This window comes from Ruegeria sp. YTSC003, assembly GCF_059609785.1.
The window spans coordinates 63,509-83,873 of the sequence record NZ_JBXWMK010000001.1; the positions used below are offsets into that span (position 1 = coordinate 63,509).

General features: G+C 58.1%; 18 protein-coding genes and 1 pseudogene. 9 read left to right on the forward strand and 10 right to left on the reverse strand.

Annotation, left to right across the window (positions count from 1 at the left end; genetic code table 11):
- Positions 1 to 23 precede the first annotated feature (23 nt).
- The 7 genes from AC2FFH_RS00310 to AC2FFH_RS00340 all read left to right on the forward strand — a co-directional run bounded on the left by AC2FFH_RS00310 (position 24) and on the right by AC2FFH_RS00340 (position 6,786).
- Positions 24 to 1,040 (forward strand): Gfo/Idh/MocA family protein, encoded by a 1,017-nt coding sequence (locus AC2FFH_RS00310; RefSeq protein WP_496843502.1) that lies wholly within the window; start codon positions 24 to 26, stop codon positions 1,038 to 1,040.
- On the forward strand, positions 1,037 to 2,038 hold the full coding sequence (locus tag AC2FFH_RS00315) for a Gfo/Idh/MocA family protein (protein ID WP_496769779.1): 1,002 nt from the start codon (positions 1,037 to 1,039) through the stop codon (positions 2,036 to 2,038). Before AC2FFH_RS00310 ends, AC2FFH_RS00315 begins: the two co-directional genes overlap by 4 nt.
- The gene (locus tag AC2FFH_RS00320) at positions 2,035 to 3,087 is read left to right on the forward strand and encodes a Gfo/Idh/MocA family protein (protein WP_496843503.1); all 1,053 of its coding nucleotides are present in this window, start codon (positions 2,035 to 2,037) and stop codon (positions 3,085 to 3,087) included. The genes AC2FFH_RS00315 and AC2FFH_RS00320 overlap by 4 nt, the downstream gene beginning before the upstream one ends.
- A complete protein-coding gene (uxuA, locus tag AC2FFH_RS00325) occupies positions 3,084 to 4,265 on the forward strand; it encodes a mannonate dehydratase (protein WP_496843504.1) in 1,182 nt (393 codons plus the stop codon). Before AC2FFH_RS00320 ends, uxuA begins: the two co-directional genes overlap by 4 nt.
- A gap of 224 nt (positions 4,266 to 4,489) precedes the next feature.
- Positions 4,490 to 5,380, forward strand: coding sequence for an NAD(P)-dependent oxidoreductase (locus AC2FFH_RS00330; RefSeq protein WP_496769784.1), 891 nt, complete (start codon positions 4,490 to 4,492; stop codon positions 5,378 to 5,380).
- 11 nt (positions 5,381 to 5,391) lie between these two features.
- Positions 5,392 to 6,255, forward strand: coding sequence for a sugar phosphate isomerase/epimerase family protein (locus AC2FFH_RS00335; RefSeq protein ID WP_058274695.1), 864 nt, complete (start codon positions 5,392 to 5,394; stop codon positions 6,253 to 6,255).
- Between the two features lie 111 nt (positions 6,256 to 6,366).
- A complete protein-coding gene (locus AC2FFH_RS00340) occupies positions 6,367 to 6,786 on the forward strand; it encodes a secondary thiamine-phosphate synthase enzyme YjbQ (protein WP_496780454.1) in 420 nt (139 codons plus the stop codon).
- A 30-nt stretch (positions 6,787 to 6,816) separates the two neighbouring features.
- Here the strand turns inward: AC2FFH_RS00340 and AC2FFH_RS00345 are convergent, their stop codons facing one another.
- The 8 genes from AC2FFH_RS00345 to AC2FFH_RS00380 all read right to left on the reverse strand — a co-directional run bounded on the left by AC2FFH_RS00345 (position 6,817) and on the right by AC2FFH_RS00380 (position 15,780).
- Positions 6,817 to 7,587, reverse strand: a complete 771-nt coding sequence (locus tag AC2FFH_RS00345) for an SDR family oxidoreductase (RefSeq protein ID WP_496713107.1) — start codon at positions 7,585 to 7,587, stop codon at positions 6,817 to 6,819.
- Complete coding sequence (locus AC2FFH_RS00350; RefSeq protein ID WP_496713105.1) at positions 7,584 to 8,624, reverse strand: zinc-dependent alcohol dehydrogenase; 1,041 nt, start codon at positions 8,622 to 8,624, stop codon at positions 7,584 to 7,586. Before AC2FFH_RS00350 ends, AC2FFH_RS00345 begins: the two co-directional genes overlap by 4 nt.
- Entirely contained in the window at positions 8,621 to 9,721 is a 1,101-nt protein-coding gene (locus AC2FFH_RS00355) for a mandelate racemase/muconate lactonizing enzyme family protein (RefSeq protein ID WP_496843505.1), read from the reverse strand. The genes AC2FFH_RS00350 and AC2FFH_RS00355 overlap by 4 nt, the downstream gene beginning before the upstream one ends.
- Positions 9,718 to 10,716 carry an ABC transporter permease gene (locus AC2FFH_RS00360; RefSeq protein WP_496843506.1) on the reverse strand — a complete coding sequence of 333 codons (999 nt, stop codon included), beginning with the start codon at positions 10,714 to 10,716 and terminating at the stop codon, positions 9,718 to 9,720. The genes AC2FFH_RS00355 and AC2FFH_RS00360 overlap by 4 nt, the downstream gene beginning before the upstream one ends.
- 3 nt (positions 10,717 to 10,719) lie before the next feature.
- Complete coding sequence (locus AC2FFH_RS00365) at positions 10,720 to 11,697, reverse strand: ABC transporter permease (protein WP_496769793.1); 978 nt, start codon at positions 11,695 to 11,697, stop codon at positions 10,720 to 10,722.
- On the reverse strand, positions 11,682 to 13,217 hold the full coding sequence (locus AC2FFH_RS00370) for a sugar ABC transporter ATP-binding protein (protein ID WP_496769795.1): 1,536 nt from the start codon (positions 13,215 to 13,217) through the stop codon (positions 11,682 to 11,684). Before AC2FFH_RS00370 ends, AC2FFH_RS00365 begins: the two co-directional genes overlap by 16 nt.
- A 67-nt stretch (positions 13,218 to 13,284) precedes the next feature.
- Entirely contained in the window at positions 13,285 to 14,259 is a 975-nt protein-coding gene (locus AC2FFH_RS00375; RefSeq protein ID WP_496769796.1) for an ABC transporter substrate-binding protein, read from the reverse strand.
- Positions 14,260 to 14,313: 54 nt separating this feature from the next.
- Complete coding sequence (locus AC2FFH_RS00380) at positions 14,314 to 15,780, reverse strand: aldehyde dehydrogenase family protein (protein WP_496769800.1); 1,467 nt, start codon at positions 15,778 to 15,780, stop codon at positions 14,314 to 14,316.
- Between the two features lie 238 nt (positions 15,781 to 16,018).
- On the opposite strand from AC2FFH_RS00380, the gene AC2FFH_RS00385 reads away from it, so the two are divergent.
- A complete protein-coding gene (locus tag AC2FFH_RS00385) occupies positions 16,019 to 17,047 on the forward strand; it encodes a LacI family DNA-binding transcriptional regulator (protein ID WP_496843508.1) in 1,029 nt (342 codons plus the stop codon).
- A 10-nt stretch (positions 17,048 to 17,057) separates the two neighbouring features.
- The gene (locus AC2FFH_RS00390) at positions 17,058 to 18,695 is read left to right on the forward strand and encodes a GMC family oxidoreductase (RefSeq protein ID WP_496769804.1); all 1,638 of its coding nucleotides are present in this window, start codon (positions 17,058 to 17,060) and stop codon (positions 18,693 to 18,695) included.
- Positions 18,696 to 18,838: 143 nt separating this feature from the next.
- Here the strand turns inward: AC2FFH_RS00390 and AC2FFH_RS00395 are convergent.
- Both AC2FFH_RS00395 and AC2FFH_RS00400 read right to left on the reverse strand, forming a co-directional pair.
- Positions 18,839 to 19,543: pseudogene (locus AC2FFH_RS00395) on the reverse strand (IS6 family transposase).
- A gap of 78 nt (positions 19,544 to 19,621) precedes the next feature.
- Entirely contained in the window at positions 19,622 to 20,341 is a 720-nt protein-coding gene (locus AC2FFH_RS00400; RefSeq protein WP_496843509.1) for a ribonuclease activity regulator RraA, read from the reverse strand.
- Positions 20,342 to 20,365 lie beyond the last annotated feature (24 nt).

Sequence of the window (20,365 nt, forward strand, 5' to 3'; positions counted from 1 at the left end):
GACCGGGTGATCCGGGGGAATGAATGAATATTGCGCTGATTGGTTTGGGAATGGTTTCGGGTACGCATTTGGCTGCAATTCGGGCATCGGATCAAGGCCTCAATCTTGCTGGCGTCCTTGGGCGCAATCCTGAAAAAGCAGCTGAGTTCGCGCAGCGAAACGACACCCGCGCGTTCAGCTCGGTCGAGGAAATCGCAAACGACCCAAACGTCGACTTTGCGATCATCGCAACCCCGCCCGATCAGCGCACAGAGTTGGTTCGGGTTCTTTCGACCGCTTCGAAACCGATCCTGATGGAAAAGCCCATCGAAAGAACGCTGGCCGCCGCGACAGCCATTGTCGAGCAGTGCGAGGCCTCTGGCGTGCCGCTGGGTATCGTCTTTCAGCACCGCGCCCGCGCCGCCTCGCAGGCTCTGAAATCAGCCATTGAACAGGGTGAGCTGGGCTCGATCGCCACGGTGGAGATCCGTGTCCCTTGGTGGCGTGATCAGAGCTACTATGAAGAGCCGGGTCGCGGCACTTACGCACGCGACGGAGGCGGTGTCATGATCTCGCAGGCAATCCACACGCTTGACCTTGCGATGTGGCTGCTGGGGCCGATCTCGGGCATTCAAGCCATGATGAGAAAATCTCCGTTACACGATCTCGAGGCCGAGGATTGGGCAGGTGCAATCTTTGAAACAGATAGCGGCGCAGTGGGTACCTTGATGGCGACAACGGCCGAATATCCCGGGGCCGCAGAGTCCATCACCATCCAGGGCACGAACGCCAAAGCGAATCTGGAGTCAGGTGTCCTGACCTTGACCACTTTCGATGGTCAGAAATCCACGTTTGGCGAAACGTCCGCCACAGGCGGCGGGCCCGATCCCATGGCGTTCACCCATGAATGGCACCAGGCGATCATAGAGGATTTTGCCAACGCACTCGCCGGTGTAACGCGACCCATGGCCACCGGACGCAGTGCCCTTTTGACCCACGCCGTCATAGACGCGATGCAGATCGCCAATCGAACCGGCCAGAAAACACGAGTCATCTCATGAGCCTGACCTGCGTCGCCCTTGGCCTGGACCACCGCCATATCTATGGCATGACCGAAAACATGCGCAAAATCGGAGTGGACTGCGTTGGCTATTGGACAAAAGGCGATCCGGAAACGCTGGCGGGCTACGTCAAAAGGTTTCCCGATATTCTGCGGCTGGCCCGACTGGAAGACGCCTTAACTTGCGGGGCGGATCTAGCGCTGATTTCGGCAATACCGGCAGATAGGGCCGCTTTGACAATCCGCGCCATGCAAAACGGCATGGACGTCATGAGCGACAAGCCGGGCTGTACGACGTTCGAGCAACTCGACCAGATCAAACGGGCGGTTGCGGACACCGGTCGCATCTGGTCGGTGAATTTTTCCGAAAGGTTTGAAACGCCCGTCAGCACCCGGGCGACCGAGTTGGTCGAGGCCGGTGCCATCGGGCGCGTGATCCAGACGGTCGGACTTGGCCCGCACCGATTGAACCGGGCAACCCGGCCGGAGTGGTTTTTTAAACGTGAACGCTATGGCGGTATTCTGACCGACATCGCCTCGCATCAGATCGATCAGTTCTTGCACTACACAGGTTCGGAAACCGCGGAAATCACAAACGCTTGTGTGGCGAACTACGCAAACCCCAAAGATCCCGGATTGCAGGATTTCGGAGAGCTCAATCTACGAAGCGAGAACGGCACCGGGTACATCCGGGTTGACTGGTTTACGCCGGATGCCCTGCCAAACTGGGGAGATGGTCGCCTGACGATCCTGGGCACCGAAGGCTATATCGAGTTGCGGAAATACGTTGATGTGGGTGGAGCCTCGGGAACAGACCATCTGATCCTCGTCAATGGTGAAACCTGCCAAAAGATCGACGCATCTGACGCCGGCCTTCCCTACTTTTCGCGCCTGGCCGATGACATCCGTAACCGGACCGAAACCGCGATGATCCAAACCCACTGCTTTACGGTCATGGAACTGGCATTGCACGCGCAGGAAATGGCGGAACGCAAATGATCAACGTTGCGATCCTTGGCGCAGGTATCGGTGCGCAACATATAAGCGCACTGGAACGGCTTGACCGCAAATTCCGCGTAACCGCCGTGGTCGATCAGAATACGGACCGGATCGAACAGATTCGACAGAACTCGGATTTTCGATCTCTGACCAACATTCAAGACGCGCTGGATGATCCGGAGATTGATGTCATCGACATCTGCCTGCCGCCCCATCTACATGTGCCGACCACTCTTGCGGCATTGGCCGCAGGAAAACACGTTTTCTGCGAAAAGCCCCTTGCGACCTCGATGCAGGATGTGGATCGGATCGCGGCAGCCGCCCACAGCACGGGCAAGCATGTGTTTCCGGTTTTTCAATACCGGTGGGGCCCGTCACTGGCCCAATTGCGCCACCTGCAACGCGCCGGCCTGACCGGAGCGGTCCAAACTGCCGCGCTTGAAACCCATTGGTCCCGAGGGGCAGATTATTACGCGGTGCCGTGGCGAGGAACATGGGCCGGTGAACGCGGCGGCGCAGTGCTTGGCCATGCCATCCACAACCATGATCTGCTGACACATATCGCGGGTGATATCGCCTGGGTGTCAGCAATGACCACAACGCGGGTCAACCCGATCGAGACCGAAGACTGCGCCGCGATCTGCTTTGGCATGGCTTCCGGAGCTTTGTGCACAAGCAATATCACACTAGGCGCCGCCACGGACGAAACCCGCCTGCGGTTCGTCTTTGAAAAGGTGACCGCCACCTCTGGCACGGAACCCTATGCGCCGGGTCAAACGCCTTGGACATTCGTTGCGCGGGACCCGGTGGATCAAGCCGCTATCGACGAGGCCCTTGCAGCCGCCGCTGCCGAACCAACAGGTTTCGAAGGGTTCTTTACCGAAATCGGCAAGGCGCTGCGGTCCGAGGCAAATTCGGCCGCTACGCTGCAGGACGGCGCCGCGTCCATCGGCCTCGTGACTGCGATTTATTACGCGGCGCGCACCGGGCAGCGTGTTGCCCTTCCCATCAAGCCCGATCACCCGCTGTATGAAGGATGGCTGCCATGAAACAATACTGGCGTTGGTTCGGACCCGATGATCCGATCGCTCTGGCCGATCTACATCAAGTCGGGGTTCAGGGCATCGTTACTGCGTTGCATCACATCCCGCCTGGACTGCCCTGGGACGAACCGAGCATCGCCGATCGGCAGGCAGTTCTGGCCGCTGCCGGGTACAGTTGGGACGTTGTCGAAAGCCTGCCCGTCTCCGAGGCGATCAAGACGCAGTCCGCAGACATAGCCGAACATCTGCAGGCGTATAAGTCCAGCCTCAGGGCCCTGTCCGCCCGTGGCGTCAAAGTCGTGTGCTACAACTTTATGCCGATTCTGGATTGGACACGCACCGCCCTTCGCTCCCCGCAGCCGCATGGCGGAACGGCCATGCTGTTCGACCTGACTGATTTTGCAGTTTTCGACATATATATTCTCGAACGTCCGGGCGCGTCGGAAGACTATTCCAACGACGTCCAGCAAACGGCCGAGGATCGCTTCTTACGCCTGTCGGATGAATCCAAAGCCCAGTTGCAGCACAATGTCACTGCGGGGCTGCCCGGCGCCAACGATCAGTGGAGCGTGCAGGACGTGCGCTCTTTGTTGCGGACATATGCCGAGATAGACCGTGACCGGCTGCGCACAAACCTAATCGACTTCCTGTCTGAGGTCGCCCCGGTAGCTCAAGAATTGGGGTTGCGCTTGTGCTGTCACCCGGATGATCCACCCTTCTCGTTGCTCGGTCTGCCGCGGATCATGTCCAGTACTGAGGACTACGGCGCCGTGCTGGATGCGGTTGATATGCCCGCGAACGGCGCAACCTTGTGTACCGGATCGCTGGGTGTTTCCTCCGAATTCGATGGGCCGGACTTCGTACGCAGGCATGGCGGCCGGATTCACTTTGTTCACTTGCGAAATACCCGACGCATCGCGGGGTCGGACAGACAGAAGCCGGATTTCTATGAGGCTCCGCATCTGGAGGGAGACACCGACATGGTCGGCACCATTCGCGAGCTGATGAACGAACAACGCCGCCGCAAATCTCAAGGGCGGGACGACTGGCAAATTCCGATGCGACCCGACCACGGACAAGAGCTGCTGAGCGATCTGGGCGGACACAGCACTCCTGGCTATCCGCTGATCGGACGAATGCGCGGGCTGGCGGAACTGCGCGGCATCATGGCGGCGTTTTCCTGACACGTCGGATCAGGCTGTTTCTTTCCGTCCGTAACACTTCTTTGCTTGCCTGTGCGCGGTATTCTTCGTTTACTTACGGCACGTAAACGGGCAGCGGGGTGTCTTCCGGACTCGCCCGACGTCTGTTCAAGACGCGTGAAACTCCCGCGAAAACCGATGCCTTGAGGCATCAATTTTCGAAACGTCTGCCAGACGGCAAAGACGGAAGAACGGGAGGAGTCCAAATGAAAACCACAGGCGTAATAGGTCTTGGCGACATGGGCAGCGGCCTTGCCAAGAACCTGATCAAGAATGGCTTTGAAACATCCGGTTTCGACCTGAGCGAGACACGCATGGCGGCATTTACCGACATGGGCGGCCTGCCCAAGGACAGCGTGGGACAGGTCGGTCGTCACGCCGCCAGCGTGTTTGTCATGGTGATGCACGGAGATCAGGCCCGCGATGTCATTCTGGGTGAAAACGGACTGGTTGCGAACATGGCCGAAGGCGGAACTGTCATCCTGTCGGCGACCATTACACCGGCCGAAGCAAGCGCCATCGGGCATGACATGGAGGGCTCCGGCATCCACCTGATCGACACTCCGGTCTCGGGTGGGTTTCCCGGCGCGCAGAACGGCACATTGACGATGATGGCTGCCGGTGCCGCTGATGTGCTGGACCAAAACGCCAAAGTCATGCAGGCAGTGTCGGCAACCATTCACCGGGTCGGAGAAAACGCCGGTGACGGGCAAACCGTGAAAGCCTGCCTGCAATCCCTTATCGGGTCGATCTTTTCCGCCACATTCGAGGCTGCGGCCCTGGCGGCCAAAGCCGGTGTCACCGGTCAGGCATTGCATGACGTGTTCTCATCCTCCAGCGCGGGGTGCGGCGTCGTGAATACCGCCCTTGAAAACATCATTGATCGCAAGTTCGAGGCTACCGGTAGTCATATCGCAACTATGCACAAGGACCTGACGATCTCTCTGGCACTGGCCGGTGCGTTGGGCGTTCCTATGCACACTGCCTCGTCCGCAATGCAGATCTTTCACGCCGGAAAAACCAAATACCCGAACGGCGACAACTGGGTGTGTACCCGCGTCATCGAAGAGATCGTTGGCGCAGAATTGCATCGCTGAGAGGACAGGATATGAAACTAGGTGTGATTTGCGACGGCATTTCCCGCGATCTGCGGCAGGCCGTGGACGTAATGGACGAATTCGGCCTGGACTATGCAGAGCTACAGTTCGTGGGCGACACCGAGGTCGGGGACCATTCCCCGCAGGAAATTGCCGAGATCGACGCGCTCTTGCGCGACCGGGGCAAGCTTGTGTCGTGTCTGTCGCGCCATATCTTTGCGGGGATGACAGCTGCCAACAGGCCCGGCGACAACCTGCACACCCGACACATGGACGCCTTGAAACGCGTGATCGACATGGCGCATATCGTGGGGTCTCCGCTGGTTCGGATCATGACCCAACGAAAAGAGCAGATACTCTGGGGAAAAAACGGCGCCGAGAAGTGGAACGTGGCGCATGGGGTATGGGACTCGATGCCGCCGCTGATCGCGCCGGCGGTTGAACTTGCCAGGGCTGAGGGCGTGACGCTTGTCGTAGAAACCGGAAACGGCACGCTGGTCAATTCCAACTATACAGCCCGCAAACTGATCGACGAGTTGGATGCAAAGGATGCGTTGAAAATTCTTTGGGACCCCGGAAACAATTGCTGGTGCCATGAACTGGCATACCCGGACGGTTACGAAGAACTGCGCGGCGGCTATCTGGGGCACATTCACATCAAGGACGTAAAGGTCGACACGCCACGGGCAACGCTGGAAGTGCGCCGCATGGGGGAAGGTCAGCTTGCGCCTCTGTTCCAACCCATCGCGGACGCGCTCAGATCCGACGGCTATGATGGCGTGATTTCCTTCGAAAGCGTTTATCATCCCGGCAACGGAAATTTCGAAGATGGGTTTCGTCTGTGCATAGACAGGTTCAAAGGCCTGTTTGCATGAATGAAAGCTTTAGCGTGTTACAAATTAAATTCTTAAGCCTCAAAGTTGAATGCCGAATGGGGTGCGGAAAGCTGGGCGTATTCGCGCAAAATCAAGGAAAGGATCGGATGGATGAAGCAAGAGTTTTTTGACTTGTCCATTGAAACGCCCGGCAAATCCCTCACCGACATCAGCGGGGTGGTTCAGCGTACGGTGTCTGAACATGGATTTGGCTCGGGCCTACTGACCCTTTGGTGTGTCCATACAGGTGCCGCGCTGTTGGTACAGGCCAATGCCGATCCCGAGGTGGTCAAGGATATCGAGACGTTCTTCGAAGAACTGGTCCCCAAGTCACCAGGCAAATATCACCACCGCCCGACCGAAGACGACAACGCGCCATCGCATCTGCGCGCGCTGGTGACGCAAACGCAGGTGTCCATCCCGGTCGAACAGGGGCAACTTCCGCTGGGCCGCGTACAAAGCCTGTACCTGTTCGAACACCGCGAGGCACCCAAGACGCGGCGATTGAAGGTGCACTACATCGGGACGTGATGCCTTGGGTCCCGTGGCGCGTTGACGGTGTTACCGCCCCATCCAGCCCCCGTCGACAACAAGGATTTCACCGTTGACGTAGTCCGACGCTGCAGAAGCCAGAAAAACCACGGGTCCGGCAAAATCACCAGGCGTACCCCAACGGCCCTGGGGTGTTCGTTCCAGAATCGACTTCGACCGAACCGGATCGTCCTGCAAAGCTTGGGTATTGTCGGTCGCGATGTAGCCGGGGGCGATTGCATTCACGTTCACACCCTGCCCGGCCCATTCATTGGCCAAGGCCTTGGTCAGCTGTCCAATCCCACCTTTCGACGCCGCATATCCGGGAACGGTGATGCCGCCCTGAAACGTCAGCAGCGATGCGGTGAAGATGATCTTGCCCGAGCCGCGCGCCAGCATTTCCTTACCGATCTCGCGAGACAGAACGAATTGCGAGGACAGGTTGACCTCAATCACTTCGTCCCACCAGTCGTCCGGGTGTTCGGCGGCTGGCTTGCGTTTGATCGTGCCGGCATTGTTGACAAGGATATCAGGGGTTTGTCCGTCGGCCCTCAACTGATCAATGAACCCATGCAGCGCGGAGCGGTCCGAGAAGTCGCATTGGTAAGCCCGGAAACTGCGCCCCATCGCCGTGACGGCTTTTTCGACCTCCGAGCCGGACAGCTCGAGCGAGGCGGACACTCCGATAATATCAGCTCCGGCCGATGCCAATGCCTCGGCCATGCCGCGCCCGATGCCGCGTTTGCACCCGGTCACAAGTGCCGTTTTTCCCGTCAGGTCGAAACTTTGCAAAACACTCATGAACGCGGTCCTACTTCGATCAGGCTTTTCATTGCGGTTGGGCTGCGATCCAGTGCTTCGAACGCAGCCTGAATGTCTGACAGAGGGCTGACGTCGGTAATCACAACATCCGCGTCCACTCCGCCCGAAGCGACAACTGCGATCGCCTTCTCGTAATCCTCCGGCTCATAGACCCGAGCACCGATCAGTTGCAGCTCTCGCCAGAAGAATTGGAACAGGTCGATATGGGGTTTTTGAGCATGGATCGCGACCATCACGATCCGGGCCCGCGTCGCGGCAACCGCTGTCATCGCATCAACACCGGGCTGCGTTCCCGATACCTCGAAAACTACATCCGCCCCTTTGTCGCCCGTGCGCCCGTTGATCGTGGCCACCAGATCGGTTTCGATTGGGTTGATCGTGTCAAAACCAAGCTTTTCGGCAATGGCCAAGCGGTTTGGGTTCACTTCGGAAATCACGACGTTTCCGCCCGCGTCCCGCGCAACCATGGCAACCAGGATGCCGATCGGGCCGCCGCCGATGACGACGACGTCCTCGCCAGGTTGCAGGCCAGACAAGCGCACATCGTGGCAGGCAACGGCGACCGGCTCGATCAGCGCCGCGTGATCCATGCGCAAGTCATCCGGTAGAACGTGCAAGGTGTGGGCCGGAACGGTCCAGATCTCTTGCATGGCACCATCGGTATCGAGGCCGAGAAACTTGAGGTTCTGACAGATATGCTGATGCCCCCGTTTGCAGACCGGGCATTCTCCGCAGTGATCCAGCGGTCGGACCACGACCTTCTGGCCGGGTTTTACCGTATCGACGCCCTCGCCCACCGCTTCGACGACACCTGACATTTCATGTCCAATCACCCGATTCAGGCCGACACGGGCATCCATGTTGCCGTGGTAGACGTGCATATCCGTCCCGCAAATCCCACAATAGGCAACGCGAACAGCAGCCTCGCCGGGGCCCGGATCCGTCGCTTGGGCTTGCTCTACAACAAAGCTCTTGTTGCCCCTGTAGTATGCCGCACAGATCGTCTCGGTTGTCATGTATGCATCTCCATGTGTTCCGCATTCAGTTTGTCCCAGTCGAATTCCACTCCGGTTCCCGGTGTATCCGGGGCCACGGCCATACAGTCTTCCACAACCAGCGGACGGGTCGTGTACTGATCTATCGGGAATGAGTGTACTTCTAGCCACCCTGCGTTGGGTTGCGCGGCAACAAGGCTGACGTGCAGCTCCTGCATCCCATGACTGCAAACCGGAATGTCGTACTGTGCGCTTAGCCCGGCCACGCGCAGCCAACCGGTGATCCCACCGCAGTTTGAGGCATCGGGCTGGATGAAACTCAACTTCGCGTCATCAAAGGCGTATTCGAATTCGTGAATCGTGTGTAGGTTTTCACCCATGGCAAGGGGAACGCCCGTGGCTTCGGCAATTCGGCCATAGCCTTTGTAATCGTCTGGAATTGTCGGCTCCTCGAACCACAGGATATCGCAGTCGGCGAACCCTTGGGCGGCCTCGATGGCCTGCTCGACGCTCATGGAGTAATTCGCATCGACCATGAAGAACCGGTCCGGCCCCAGCATCTCGCGCACTGCCCGGGCACGTGCAAGATCGTCGACCAGATCCGGTTGCCCAACCTTGATCTTGACCGCGTTGAACCCACGCGCAAGGTAGCCTTCGGTCTGCCGCAGCAGTTTCTCCAACGAGAAATTCAGGTCGATCCCGCCGGCATAGGCCTTGCACCGTTTGGACGCTCCACCAGCCATTTGCCACAGTGGTGCATTCTGCGTTCTGCCACGAATGTCCCAAAGGGCAATATCCACGGCCGAGATAGCGAACGAGGCGATCCCGCCCCGTGCAACGTAGTGCACATGCCACTGCATGGCATCGTACAGGCTTTCGATCTGTTCGGCGTCTTGCCCAACCAGGAACGGCGCCAGGTCATGCTGGATCATCGCCAGAATGGCATGACCGCCCTTGCCGCCCGTATAGGTATACCCAACCCCCTCGACCCCATCCGTCGTTTGAATGGTGACGGTGATCAATTGAAAGAACGTGTGATCCCCATGTTTGGCATCGACCAGGACTTCGGCGAGCGGGACGTTGAACAGCCGCGCTGAAACACTTTTTATGCGATTCACGAACCCAAGACCTTCTGCTGCCTGGCAATAACCCGAGACTGTAAAAGGATGACCGCAAAAAGAAAGCCTCCGCGTATGACCATCTGCCAATAGGCGCTGAAACTGATGGTGCCCTGACCGTTTTCAAAGTTCAGAACGTTGAACACCAGACCCAGCAAAAGCGCTCCGGCCACGGTCGCAGGGATCGACCCCATCCCACCTGTCAACAAGGTGCCGCCCACAACGACGGACGCGATGGCCGACAATTCCCATCCGATGCCCTCAAGGGGTTGTCCGGCTCCAAAGCCCGAGGCCAGAAAGACGCCAGCCAGCCCTGCGCAGCCCCCTGACAGCAGGTAGACGAAAGCCTTGGCGCGATTGACTTTCAGGCCCATTAGGTTCGAGGCATCCTCGCTGCCACCGATCGCCAAGACGGTCCGCCCGATGGTTGTTCTTTCCAGCACCAGCCAAAGTGCCAGCGTCAGTCCGGCTACGATGACGATTGCCCATGGAAACAGGCCAAACGCCTGCCCCATGCCAAGCTTGGTGAAGTTCGACCCCCAATCGACCGAAATTGTCTGAGCGCCCGAAATCACCAATGCGCCGCCTTTGGCGGCTAGCATGGTTGCCAGTGTGGCGATGAAGGGCGGGATCCGAAGGATGATTATGCAAAAGGCGTTGATCGCTCCGAAGCCAACGCCGGCAAGAACGGCCCCCGGCAGCGCAATCTGAATCCCGTAGGGGCTGAGATAGGCCGCAACAACCGACGTAAAGGCCGCCACGGATCCGACCGACAAATCAATCCCGCCGGTCATGATCACGAAGCACATGCCCAGCGCGATCGCAATGAACATCGCGTTGTAATTCAGGAAAGACGAGAAATTGTAGGCGCTTCCAAAGTTGTCATAGCGCATCAGCCCAAACAGGATCAAAGTCAGCAGTGCGATCCACACCGTCACCGAAGCCGAATTGCGCCGAAGGTATTTTCGCAGGTCAAAAGCCGTTTCATCCAACACCAATCATGCCCTCCGGAATTGCTGGACCCAAACGGCCAGGATAATGATGACGGCTTTGGCGATTAGTGCAACTTCGTCCTCTACCCCGTTGGCCAACAACGTATATTTGACCAATTGGATGATAACGGCTCCCAGTATGGCACCGAAGATCGGCGCCCGCCCGCCTTGCAAAAGAGCCCCGCCAACAACCGCGGCCGCGATGGCATCAAGCTCCATAAGATTACCGTTGCGCGCCGCGTCCGAAGCCGAGTTGATAGCAACGACGATCAGCCCCGCCAGACCCGCAAGCACGGCGCAGATGACATAGGCCCCAATCTTGACCCGCCGGACAGGACCGCCCGACAGATAGGCCGCGCGTTCATTGCCGCCGATAGCCAGCAGGTAACGACCCCAAGTGGTTCTGGTGATAGCCCAAAACAGAACACAGGCAATGACCAGCGCCAGCCACCCTTGGAACGGCAAGCCAAGCACTTTGCCGGTTCCAAGATAACTGAATGAAGGGTTGGAAAACGTCTGCAGGTTCCCGTTCGTCAAGACTTGGGCAATACCGCGACCCGAGATAAAGAGAATGAGCGTCGCAATAATGGGTTGCACATTCAACACGGCAACCATCACACCGTTGAACACCCCGCATAGCCCGGCGATAAACAGCGGTAGGACAATGGCCAAAGTGACGCCCAGCATCGGATAGGCAGCGCCCAGATCCGACAGGAAAATCAGCGGAGCAACTGCCCCCGCCAGTGCCATGACCGCACCGACCGAAAGATCGATACCACCCGTGGCGATCACCAGCGTCATGCCCATGGCCACGATGGCGATCGTGGCAACCTGGCTGATATTCACGAACAATGTTTGCAGTTGCAGGAAATTGGGGGTGAAAAACGCGTTGAACACCAATAAGGCGACCAACGCGGCGATGCCGCCGTGAAAGCGGAAGGGCATTGAGGCGACCCGTTGCGGCAACTTCATTGCTCGGTCCATGAACCAGATCCTCCTTCATGATGCGCAAGCGCGCGCACCAGTATGTTCTCGGTAATCCCGGGGTTGGTCAGTTCCTTGACCGAGCGCCCCTCGTGCATGACCACGATGCGGTCGGCGCCTTCTACCAGTTCTTCGAATTCTGAACTGATGAGGACCACGCCAAACCCCTTCTCGACGTAAGACCGAATGAACGATTGGATCTCTCGCTTGGCGCCGACATCCACGCCTCGGGTCGGCTCATCGAGTATCAGGATGTCGGGCTGCGTCGCCAGCCAACGGGCAAGCAGCACCTTCTGCTGGTTGCCGCCGGACAACTCGCGAATGGGTTGGTCCATATGCGCCGCCTTGATGCCCAGATCGTCGATGAAGGCCTGAACGATCTCGCGCTCGCGGGCAAAATCGATCTGACCACGGCTGGCTAGTTTCGGCAACAGGGCCAACGTTATGTTCTCACGCACGGACATGTCGGGAATAATCCCTTCGGCCTTGCGATCTTCGGTCAGAAAGCCGACCCCGTTTGCTATCGCTTCACCCGGTCCGGACGGTTGCCCGACCGCACCGTGTATCTCGATTGCGCCGCTGAGTGCTCCGTCCACTCCGAACAAGGCCCGCGTCGCCTCAGTCCGGCCTGAGCCCAGCAGCCCGCCCAGCCCAACAATTTCCCCGCGGTGGAGCGTGAGGTCGAAATGCGTCAGTCGTGGGCCAGTCGAAACAGAGTCGGCCCGCAGAACGATATCGCCTTTCTTAGCCTTGGCGCCGGCGAAGTCCGTCAAACCGTCTGCCGCAATCTCGTCCTTGTTGCGGCCCAGCATGTCCGCGATCATTTCCAGCTTGGTCGTGTCCTGGACATTGCGAGTGCTGACAGTGCGCCCGTCGCGCATCGTTGTGACCCGATCGCAGATCTGGAACAGCTCATCGAGGAAATGCGAGACATACAGAACGGACACGCCCTGTTTCTTCAACTCGCGCACCACACCGAACAAAACCTCGACCTCGCTGGCATCAAGCGACGACGTCGGCTCGTCCATAATGACCAGCTTCGCGTCCAGCGACACCGCTCGCGCTATCGCGACCAACTGCTGGATCGCAGTCGAGAAATTCCCCAGAGGCTCGGTTACGTCGATATCTATGCCAAAGCGCGCAAGAACCTCGCGTGCGCGCCTGTTACACTCGCGCCAGTCGACCAGAAAGCCCAGGCGTTTGGGCTCGTACCCCATGATGATGTTCTCGGTCACTGACCGCAGCGGCACCAGGTTGAGCTCTTGATAGATTGTGGCAATTCCGTATTTCTGCGCTTCGCGCGGGGTAGAAATGCGGCTTGGCGCGCCCGTCAGATAGACGTCACCGGCATCCCGGCCGTAAACTCCGGTAAGGACCTTGATCATCGTCGATTTGCCGGCACCGTTCTGCCCGATGAGTGCGTGAACTTCGCCGGGAGCTATTTCCAGACTGGCCTGGCTGAGTGCTGGAACCTCAGCAAAAGACTTGTCGATCCCCGACATCGAAACGAGCGCGTTCATGATATCTCGTACTCCAATTGCTTGCGGGCAGCGCTGACACTCAGCCAGCACCACCCAACAGGGAGAATCAATAGGCTTCGTCGATGTGATCAGCGGCGTTGTCTTGCGTAAAGATCCGGTCTTCGACCTTTACCCACTCAGGGATCTGCTCGCCCGCCGCATACTTCTTCATGACATCACAAGCCAATGGGCCAAAGAAGGGGGAGCTTTCTACGGTCACGCCCATCTTGCCATCGATAATTGCCTGAAGCGCATCACGCGTTCCATCAATCGAAACGATGGTCACGTCCTCGCCTGGCTTGCGGCCGGCCAGTTCCAGAGCCTGGATCGCGCCGATCGCCATCTCGTCATTGTGGGCGTAGACCACGTTCACGTCGGGGTGCGCCTGTAGCAGGGTTTCCATCACCTGACGACCCAGATCGCGCGCAAAGTCACCGGTCTGAGAAGCCACGATCTCAAAGCGGTCGTCCGCTGCGATCGCGTCGTCGAAACCCTTTTTACGGTCATTTGCAGGTGAAGAACCAGTTGTGCCCTCCAACTGGACGATAACGCCCTGGTCGCCGTCAAAATTGTCCATCAGCCATTGCGCGGCCCGGTTGCCCTGATCAATGAAGTCCGATCCTAGGAATGCTACGAAATGCTCGCCTGGCTTGGCGACGGCCGGATCAACCGAGCGGTCCACGAGAAAAGTCGGAATGCCGGCGGCGCGTGCTTTCATAACGGCCGGAATCAGTGGCTTTTCTTCCCTTGGAGGCAGAAACAGAACGTCGATGCCTTGTGCGATCATGCTGTCCACATCTGCTACCTGCTTGGCCGCTGATCCAGCTGCATCCGTCGCGACAAGGTCCCAGCCGCAGGCCTCGGCCGTGTCATGGAACGATTTGGTCTCGGCAATACGCCACGGATTGTTCGACTCCATCTGCGCAAAGCCGACTTTGTAGCGCTCCTTCTGCTCAAGCTGTGGCAGATCCTGCGCTATCGCAGTCGTGCCCAACAGCGCACCCGCGACAACCGTCGAGATCAAAAGAGTTCTGCGTTTCATGGTTATTCCTCCTCCATTGGTGCGGTCGCCTCCGTTTTGACCGCGAGTTTTAGGTCATGCCCAATTCATGTAAGTCGTCTGCTTCCTCAGATAGCCATCGAAGCCATAAGCGCCGTCTTCACCCCCAACCCCGGACATACCCCAACCGGTATGAAATCCCTGCACGGCCTCGCCATTGGAGCGGTTCAGGTACAATTCGCCGAACTTCAAACGGCTCGGGGCTTCCATCAATCGCCGGTGCGATGCCGTAAAGAGATAGGCAGACAGCCCGAATGATGTGTCATTCGCTGCGTCTATCGCCTGATCAAAATCATCGACTCGCATTGCTGTCGCCACGGGGCCAAAGACCTCCTCTTGCATCGCGGCATTGCCGTTGTCTGAGACCTCAAGAACCGTCGGGGACATCCAGTGCCCCTTATGGTGCGCCCCGTCCGTCAGGGGCCCGCCTGCAAGATGAACCGTGGCGCCTTCGGCGATGCTGCGCTGGATGATCTCGACGACCTTGGTCACTTCGGCCTTGCTGACTTTGGGACCCAAATCGCAGTCGTCCATCGGATCCCCGATCGACAAAGCGCGGGCCGCGGACACGAATTTTTCCAGGAACTGATCCGCAATGCCGCGATGCAGATACATACGCTCGTTGCAGGTGCAAATCTGGCCGCAATTGGCAAACCGGGCGGCAATGGCGGCCGAAACGGCGGCGTCAATATCCGCATCCTCCATCACGATGAACGGAGCCTTACCGCCAAGCTCGAGCCGGACAACCTTGATCCGGTTGGCCGCAGCGCGAAAAATCTCTTTCCCGGCGCGTGTGCTGCCGGTCATTGTAATCAGTGAAGTATCGGGGTGTTCGACCAACCGCTGCCCTACCACCGGCCCCTTGCCTGTCAGAACATTAAGAACACCAGGCGGAAACCCGACCTTGTTGGCAAGCTCGGCGACCGCAAGACCGGACAGCGGCGTGATTTCGTGCCCCAACAGAACAACGGTGTTGCCCGCGACCAGCGCGGGTCCGACCTTCCTGGCGGCCAATGCCAACGGATAGTTCCAGGCTGTCAACGCAACAACAACGCCATAAGGATGACGCCGGATCTGGATTTCCTCGGACTCGTTGTCCGATGCAACTATGTCACCCGAAATCCTCCGGGCCTCTTCAGCCGCATGGCAAAGAAAGGTGACGGCAGCATCCACTTCACCTCGGGCTTGCGAGATCGGCTTGCCCTGCTCGGCGGTTATCAGAGCAGCCAAACGACCGGCGTCGACCCGGACGGCCTCAGCGAGTCTCAGGACCAGCCGAGCCCGCTCGATCGCCGGGCGCGAGGACCACGAGCCAAAAGCCCGATGGGCCGCCTCGACCGACGCATCCGCGTGAGCGGCGGCGCCATCTGGAACCAGCGCAACGATCTCTTCATTTGCAGGGTTTTCGACAACAACCGTGTCCGCGTCAAAGTCGACAAAGCGGCCATCGATGAACATCGAATGCCGAACGACTGGACCCAGCTCCCCTACTACAGACCGCAATTTCGCCTCCCGCGCTTGCTCGGTCAAACCACAATGGCGACCGCACCACCGATCAAAACACTAATAATATTATTTCGTCAACACTAATATTAATTACTATCAACTAATATTAGTTGCACGTCCTCCGCATAGTCGATAAAAAGGATACGAACAAAAAGGTTGAACGATGAACGATCAAGCGAACAAGGCCGGGCAACACAGGGGTGTAGGACGAGTCGCGGGCCGGCAGCGCATAACGATGCACGACATTGCACGCGTCGCCGGATGCTCACAAACGACAGTATCGCTGGTTCTGAACAAGAACGATTCCGTCAAAATCTCCGAGGACACAAAGCAACGAGTCCTGGATGCCGCCAACACGCTTGGATACGCCATGCCCTCTCAACTCAGGAAACCCCAGGACAGCGCGCGCCGGCCCGCGGCGCTGGACGGGACCATCGCTTTCGTCGTGGATGATCTGGCGTCAAGCCCCGAAATGGTGAACGCTTTTAACGGGGTGAAACAGGCCGTTCGGGACACCGGTAATCTTGTATTGCTGGCAGAAACCCAAAACGACCCCGAGGTCGAGCCCAATACGCTCCGGTATTTCCTCGACCAACAGGTTGCGGGCATCATTTACGCAACCGTTTTCACCCGGCGGGTGGTCGTTCCGGAAATCCTCAGGCAGACCGCAACCCCGGTTATGCTACTGAACTGCTTTTGCGACGACCTCTCCTTTCCTGCGGTGATCCCCGGCGAAGTCGCTGCTGGACATACGGCGACCAACGCCCTGATCAAGGCCGGGCACAAACGGATCGCCACAATAACCGGTGAGCCGTTCATGGAATGCGCCGCTGGACGAACGACCGGGTACAGAAACGCCTTGGCTTCCGCCGACATTCCGTTCGACGAGGACTTGGTTGTCGAAGGCAATTGGTTGCCCAGCGCCGGATATGCCGCCACGCGTGAATTGATGGATCTGCCCTCTCCGCCAACCGCCATTTTCTGTCAGAATGACCGCATGGCAATCGGTTGCTATGAGGCACTCAAGGAACTTGGCCTTTCAATCCCCGAGGACATCTCGGTCATCGGATTTGACGATGACGAAACCGCGCGGCACCTGTCGCCACCCCTGACCTCGATGATCCTTCCCACCCGGGCGATGGGACGCTGGGTCGTCGAACAGCTATTCCACGGGCCGACGGATGGTCAGAGGCACCCACTCGTAAAGCTTGAATGCGAACTGGTCGAGCGCGACTCGATCAGCGAACCCAAACGCCGGACCTGAAGGCGAAATCATGACGGAAACCTTCGATCACATCGTAATCGGCGGCGGCTCTGCCGGCGCCGCAGCTGCAGCGCGACTGGTCAACCAGGGCAAGTGCAGGGTTCTGTTGCTGGAGGCCGGGCATTCGCACCGCCATCCGTTGCTGGACATGCCGCCGGGTATCTTCAAGATGATCAACGGGTCCAAGTTCATGACCTATCACCAGACCGAACCGCAGGACCACCTTGACGGCCGCGTGCATGACATTCCGCAGGCCAACGTACTTGGCGGCGGGTCGTCCGTGAATGCGCAGGTCTATATGCGCGGTCGCCCTTCCGATTATGACGCTTGGAACGACCTACTCCGAAATACCAACGACAGGGTTGGTTGGGGATGGGACGATGTGCTGCCCTATTTCCGCAGGATGGAAGACAACAACAGACTTCACAATGACCTGCATGGCAGCAACGGTCCGCTGCAGGTCTCGGATCCGGGGCATATCGACGAAATGTCCCGTTGGTTCGTTCAGTCGGTGCAGGCCCTTGGCGAACCATTCAACACTGACTTCAACGGCGCAACACAGCGCGGTGTCGGCTTCTATCAATTCACCAATCGCGCCGGAAAGCGCAGCTCGTCAGCTTATGCTTTCCTCGACCCTCTCGAGAAAAACTCTAATTTGATCGTCCGGCTTGGCGCAACGGTCAGCAAAGTCATTGTCGAAAACGACAGGGCTGTCGGTGTGCAGTATCGCGACAAACACGGGTTCCACACCGTCCAGTGTGATGGTGAGATTGTCCTTGCGGCGGGCGCTCTGGTCACGCCGAAAATCCTATTGCTGTCGGGTATCGGACCGGATGCACATCTTGCCGAACACGATATTCCCGTGGTCTGCTCAGTGCCTGGGGTCGGCCAGAACTTGATCGACCACCCCGAAGTTCCAATCACCGCCTTTGCAAACGGTCCATACGGATATTTCAAACAAGGTGAAGGCTGGCGGATGCTGCGAAACGGCATACAGTTCAAACTGTTCGGCAGCGGCCCCGTGACTTCGGCCGGGGTCGAAGCCGGCGCGTTCGTCAATCCTTCGGCTCCTGATGGAGAACCAACCATCCAAGCCTTTTGCGTTCCCATCGTATATCTGGATCGCGACGCGCTGGACGAGGTGCAGGATGACTTTGGCCTGACCGTTACGACCGTCGTGGTCAAACCGAAATCACGCGGAGAGGTTCAGCTTCGTTCGAACGATCCTCTCGCCATGCCTGTGGTCTCGCCCAACCTTCTGAAGCATGAAGACGACATGCAAGAGATGATCCGGGGACAGCGGTTCTTTCGCCAGGCATTCACGTCCGGCCCGCTTGCACAAAGGATCCGCGAAATCGTCATTCCGATAGCGGACGACGAACAGACGCTGCGAGCACATTGTAAGAGATTCGTAAAAACCAACTATCACCCGGCGGGCACTGCCAAAATGGGCCGGGACGGCGACGGTATGGCAGTGCTGGACGCCAGAATGCGTGTGCGCGGGATCGAGCGCTTACGGGTTTGCGACATGTCCGCAGTGCCTGACATCAACGCCGGCAACACAAACGCACCTGCCATGATGCTTGGCGAACGATGCGCCGACCTGATCCTTGGCATCGGATCAGCACGCGAGGGACGCAATTCTTAACCTAAGCTGCGGCGTCGTCCGTCATTGATCCGATTTCTGGCGCAAAAAATGGCGTCGCGCTGCCCGCCCGACCGAAAACGGATTTTCCTAGATGTTTTCCGACTAATTCGAACTAGCCTCAGTTTGCCGCGGAAACCGCGAACCTATCCGGAACAAAGTTGACGCCACTCTCTAAGGGCGGCGGCGCGGGTCAGCTTGAATGTATCTCTGCTGGTGAGATCGCTCCTTGTTAAAGTGGTTGTAGACGGAGGAATGGACGGAGGCGAATGTCTGTAAACTTCGCACCCGCCTGAACCGCTGCATTACGCGTTCGCGTCGTCGAAACGGCAGGTGCGAATTCTCGACGCGGTTGTTGAGCCACCTGCCCGTCTGTTGTTTTTCAAGCGCGCCCAGTTCTCTGAGAGCGGCTCTGTATGAGGCAAAGCGATCCGTGACGATGGTTTCCGCTTTGCCGTGTCGCTTCATCAATTTCTCAAGGAATTTCAATGCTGCAGCATTGTTTTGGCGCTTGGTGACAACAGCTTCCAGTACCTCGCCTTCCTGATAAACGGCCCGCCAAATATAATGCCGCTTGCCATTTACCTTCACGAAGACCTCGTCGACGTGCCACTTCCATTTGGAGAACGCGCGCAGCAGCTGAACACGTTTCCGCCTTATATCAGCAGCAAACATCGGGCCAAACCTGTGCCACCAAAATCGAACAGTTTCGTGGCTCACGTCGATGCCTCGCTCGTGCACCAGATCTTCGACATTCCGAAGCGAGAGCGGGAAAGGATGTACAGCATCACCGCAAAGCGGATGATCTCGGGACTGGTTTTGAAGCATTTAAATGGTGATCGTCTTTCCATCCACAAAGGCTATGAATGCCCCCTGCCCGCCTCAAGCCAAGTTCTTCTGACAAAATCTACATTGCAGCGATTCAGACATCAGTCAGAGAGCCTTGCGCGCCAGACCTCAAATCGTTCAAGAACGTCTGGGTCGGTTGCAGGATAAAGTCCGATTACGGGGGTGTTTTTTCGCACTTCTTCCAGAACGAAGCGTTCGAACAACTCCATTGGGCCTGCCTCGATCGCAATGTCATCGGCGAGGTGACGTGGGATAATCATGACACCATCGCTGTCACCCAGAACGATGTCACCAGGATAGACCGCCACGCCGCCACACCCGATTGGCAAACCGACATCAACCGCATGATGTTTCGTAAGGTTGGTTGGGGCAGATGGTTTTGCGGCAAAGACTGGCATCTCAAGTGCTGCGGCACCGTCGGCGTCGCGAATGCCACCATCCGTGACAACGCCCGCTGCTCCGCGCATTTCTAGTCGCGTCAAAAGGATCGAACCTGCCGAGGCCGCCGATGCATCCTGCCGACAATCCATGACCAATACCGCGCGTTCAGGACATGTTTCCACGGCCACGCGCTGCGGGTGATCTGGCTCACGAAACGCCTCGATCGGGTCGGTGTCAGGCCGTGCAGGAATGTAGCGCAGTGTAAAAGCCGGGCCGACAAGGGAGTGCCTACCCTTGCCCAATGGGGCAACGCCTTGAACATAGGCGTTTTGATAACCGCGTTTGTAAAGCAGCGTGGCTACAGTCGCTGTGCTGACCTTTGACAAGCGATCAAGCGTATCCGGATGCAGTTTGATCATTTCGGCAGGCTGAGGGTTCGGCAA

What these genes read in the sequence shown, in the direction of transcription:
- AC2FFH_RS00385 (WP_496843508.1), top strand. Translation starts at nt 16,019, where the DNA reads ATGCACGACATTGCACGCGTCGCCGGATGCTCACAAACGACAGTATCG.
- AC2FFH_RS00315 (WP_496769779.1), top strand. Translation starts at nt 1,037, where the DNA reads ATGAGCCTGACCTGCGTCGCCCTTGGCCTGGACCACCGCCATATCTAT.
- AC2FFH_RS00365 (WP_496769793.1), bottom strand. Translation starts at nt 11,697, where the DNA reads ATGGACCGAGCAATGAAGTTGCCGCAACGGGTCGCCTCAATGCCCTTC.
- AC2FFH_RS00310 (WP_496843502.1), top strand. Translation starts at nt 24, where the DNA reads ATGAATATTGCGCTGATTGGTTTGGGAATGGTTTCGGGTACGCATTTG.
- AC2FFH_RS00390 (WP_496769804.1), top strand. Translation starts at nt 17,058, where the DNA reads ATGACGGAAACCTTCGATCACATCGTAATCGGCGGCGGCTCTGCCGGC.
- AC2FFH_RS00345 (WP_496713107.1), bottom strand. Translation starts at nt 7,587, where the DNA reads ATGAGTGTTTTGCAAAGTTTCGACCTGACGGGAAAAACGGCACTTGTG.
- AC2FFH_RS00335 (WP_058274695.1), top strand. Translation starts at nt 5,392, where the DNA reads ATGAAACTAGGTGTGATTTGCGACGGCATTTCCCGCGATCTGCGGCAG.
- AC2FFH_RS00340 (WP_496780454.1), top strand. Translation starts at nt 6,367, where the DNA reads ATGAAGCAAGAGTTTTTTGACTTGTCCATTGAAACGCCCGGCAAATCC.
- AC2FFH_RS00400 (WP_496843509.1), bottom strand. Translation starts at nt 20,341, where the DNA reads ATGATCAAACTGCATCCGGATACGCTTGATCGCTTGTCAAAGGTCAGC.
- AC2FFH_RS00320 (WP_496843503.1), top strand. Translation starts at nt 2,035, where the DNA reads ATGATCAACGTTGCGATCCTTGGCGCAGGTATCGGTGCGCAACATATA.
- AC2FFH_RS00370 (WP_496769795.1), bottom strand. Translation starts at nt 13,217, where the DNA reads ATGAACGCGCTCGTTTCGATGTCGGGGATCGACAAGTCTTTTGCTGAG.
- uxuA (WP_496843504.1), top strand. Translation starts at nt 3,084, where the DNA reads ATGAAACAATACTGGCGTTGGTTCGGACCCGATGATCCGATCGCTCTG.
- AC2FFH_RS00350 (WP_496713105.1), bottom strand. Translation starts at nt 8,624, where the DNA reads ATGACAACCGAGACGATCTGTGCGGCATACTACAGGGGCAACAAGAGC.
- AC2FFH_RS00330 (WP_496769784.1), top strand. Translation starts at nt 4,490, where the DNA reads ATGAAAACCACAGGCGTAATAGGTCTTGGCGACATGGGCAGCGGCCTT.
- AC2FFH_RS00375 (WP_496769796.1), bottom strand. Translation starts at nt 14,259, where the DNA reads ATGAAACGCAGAACTCTTTTGATCTCGACGGTTGTCGCGGGTGCGCTG.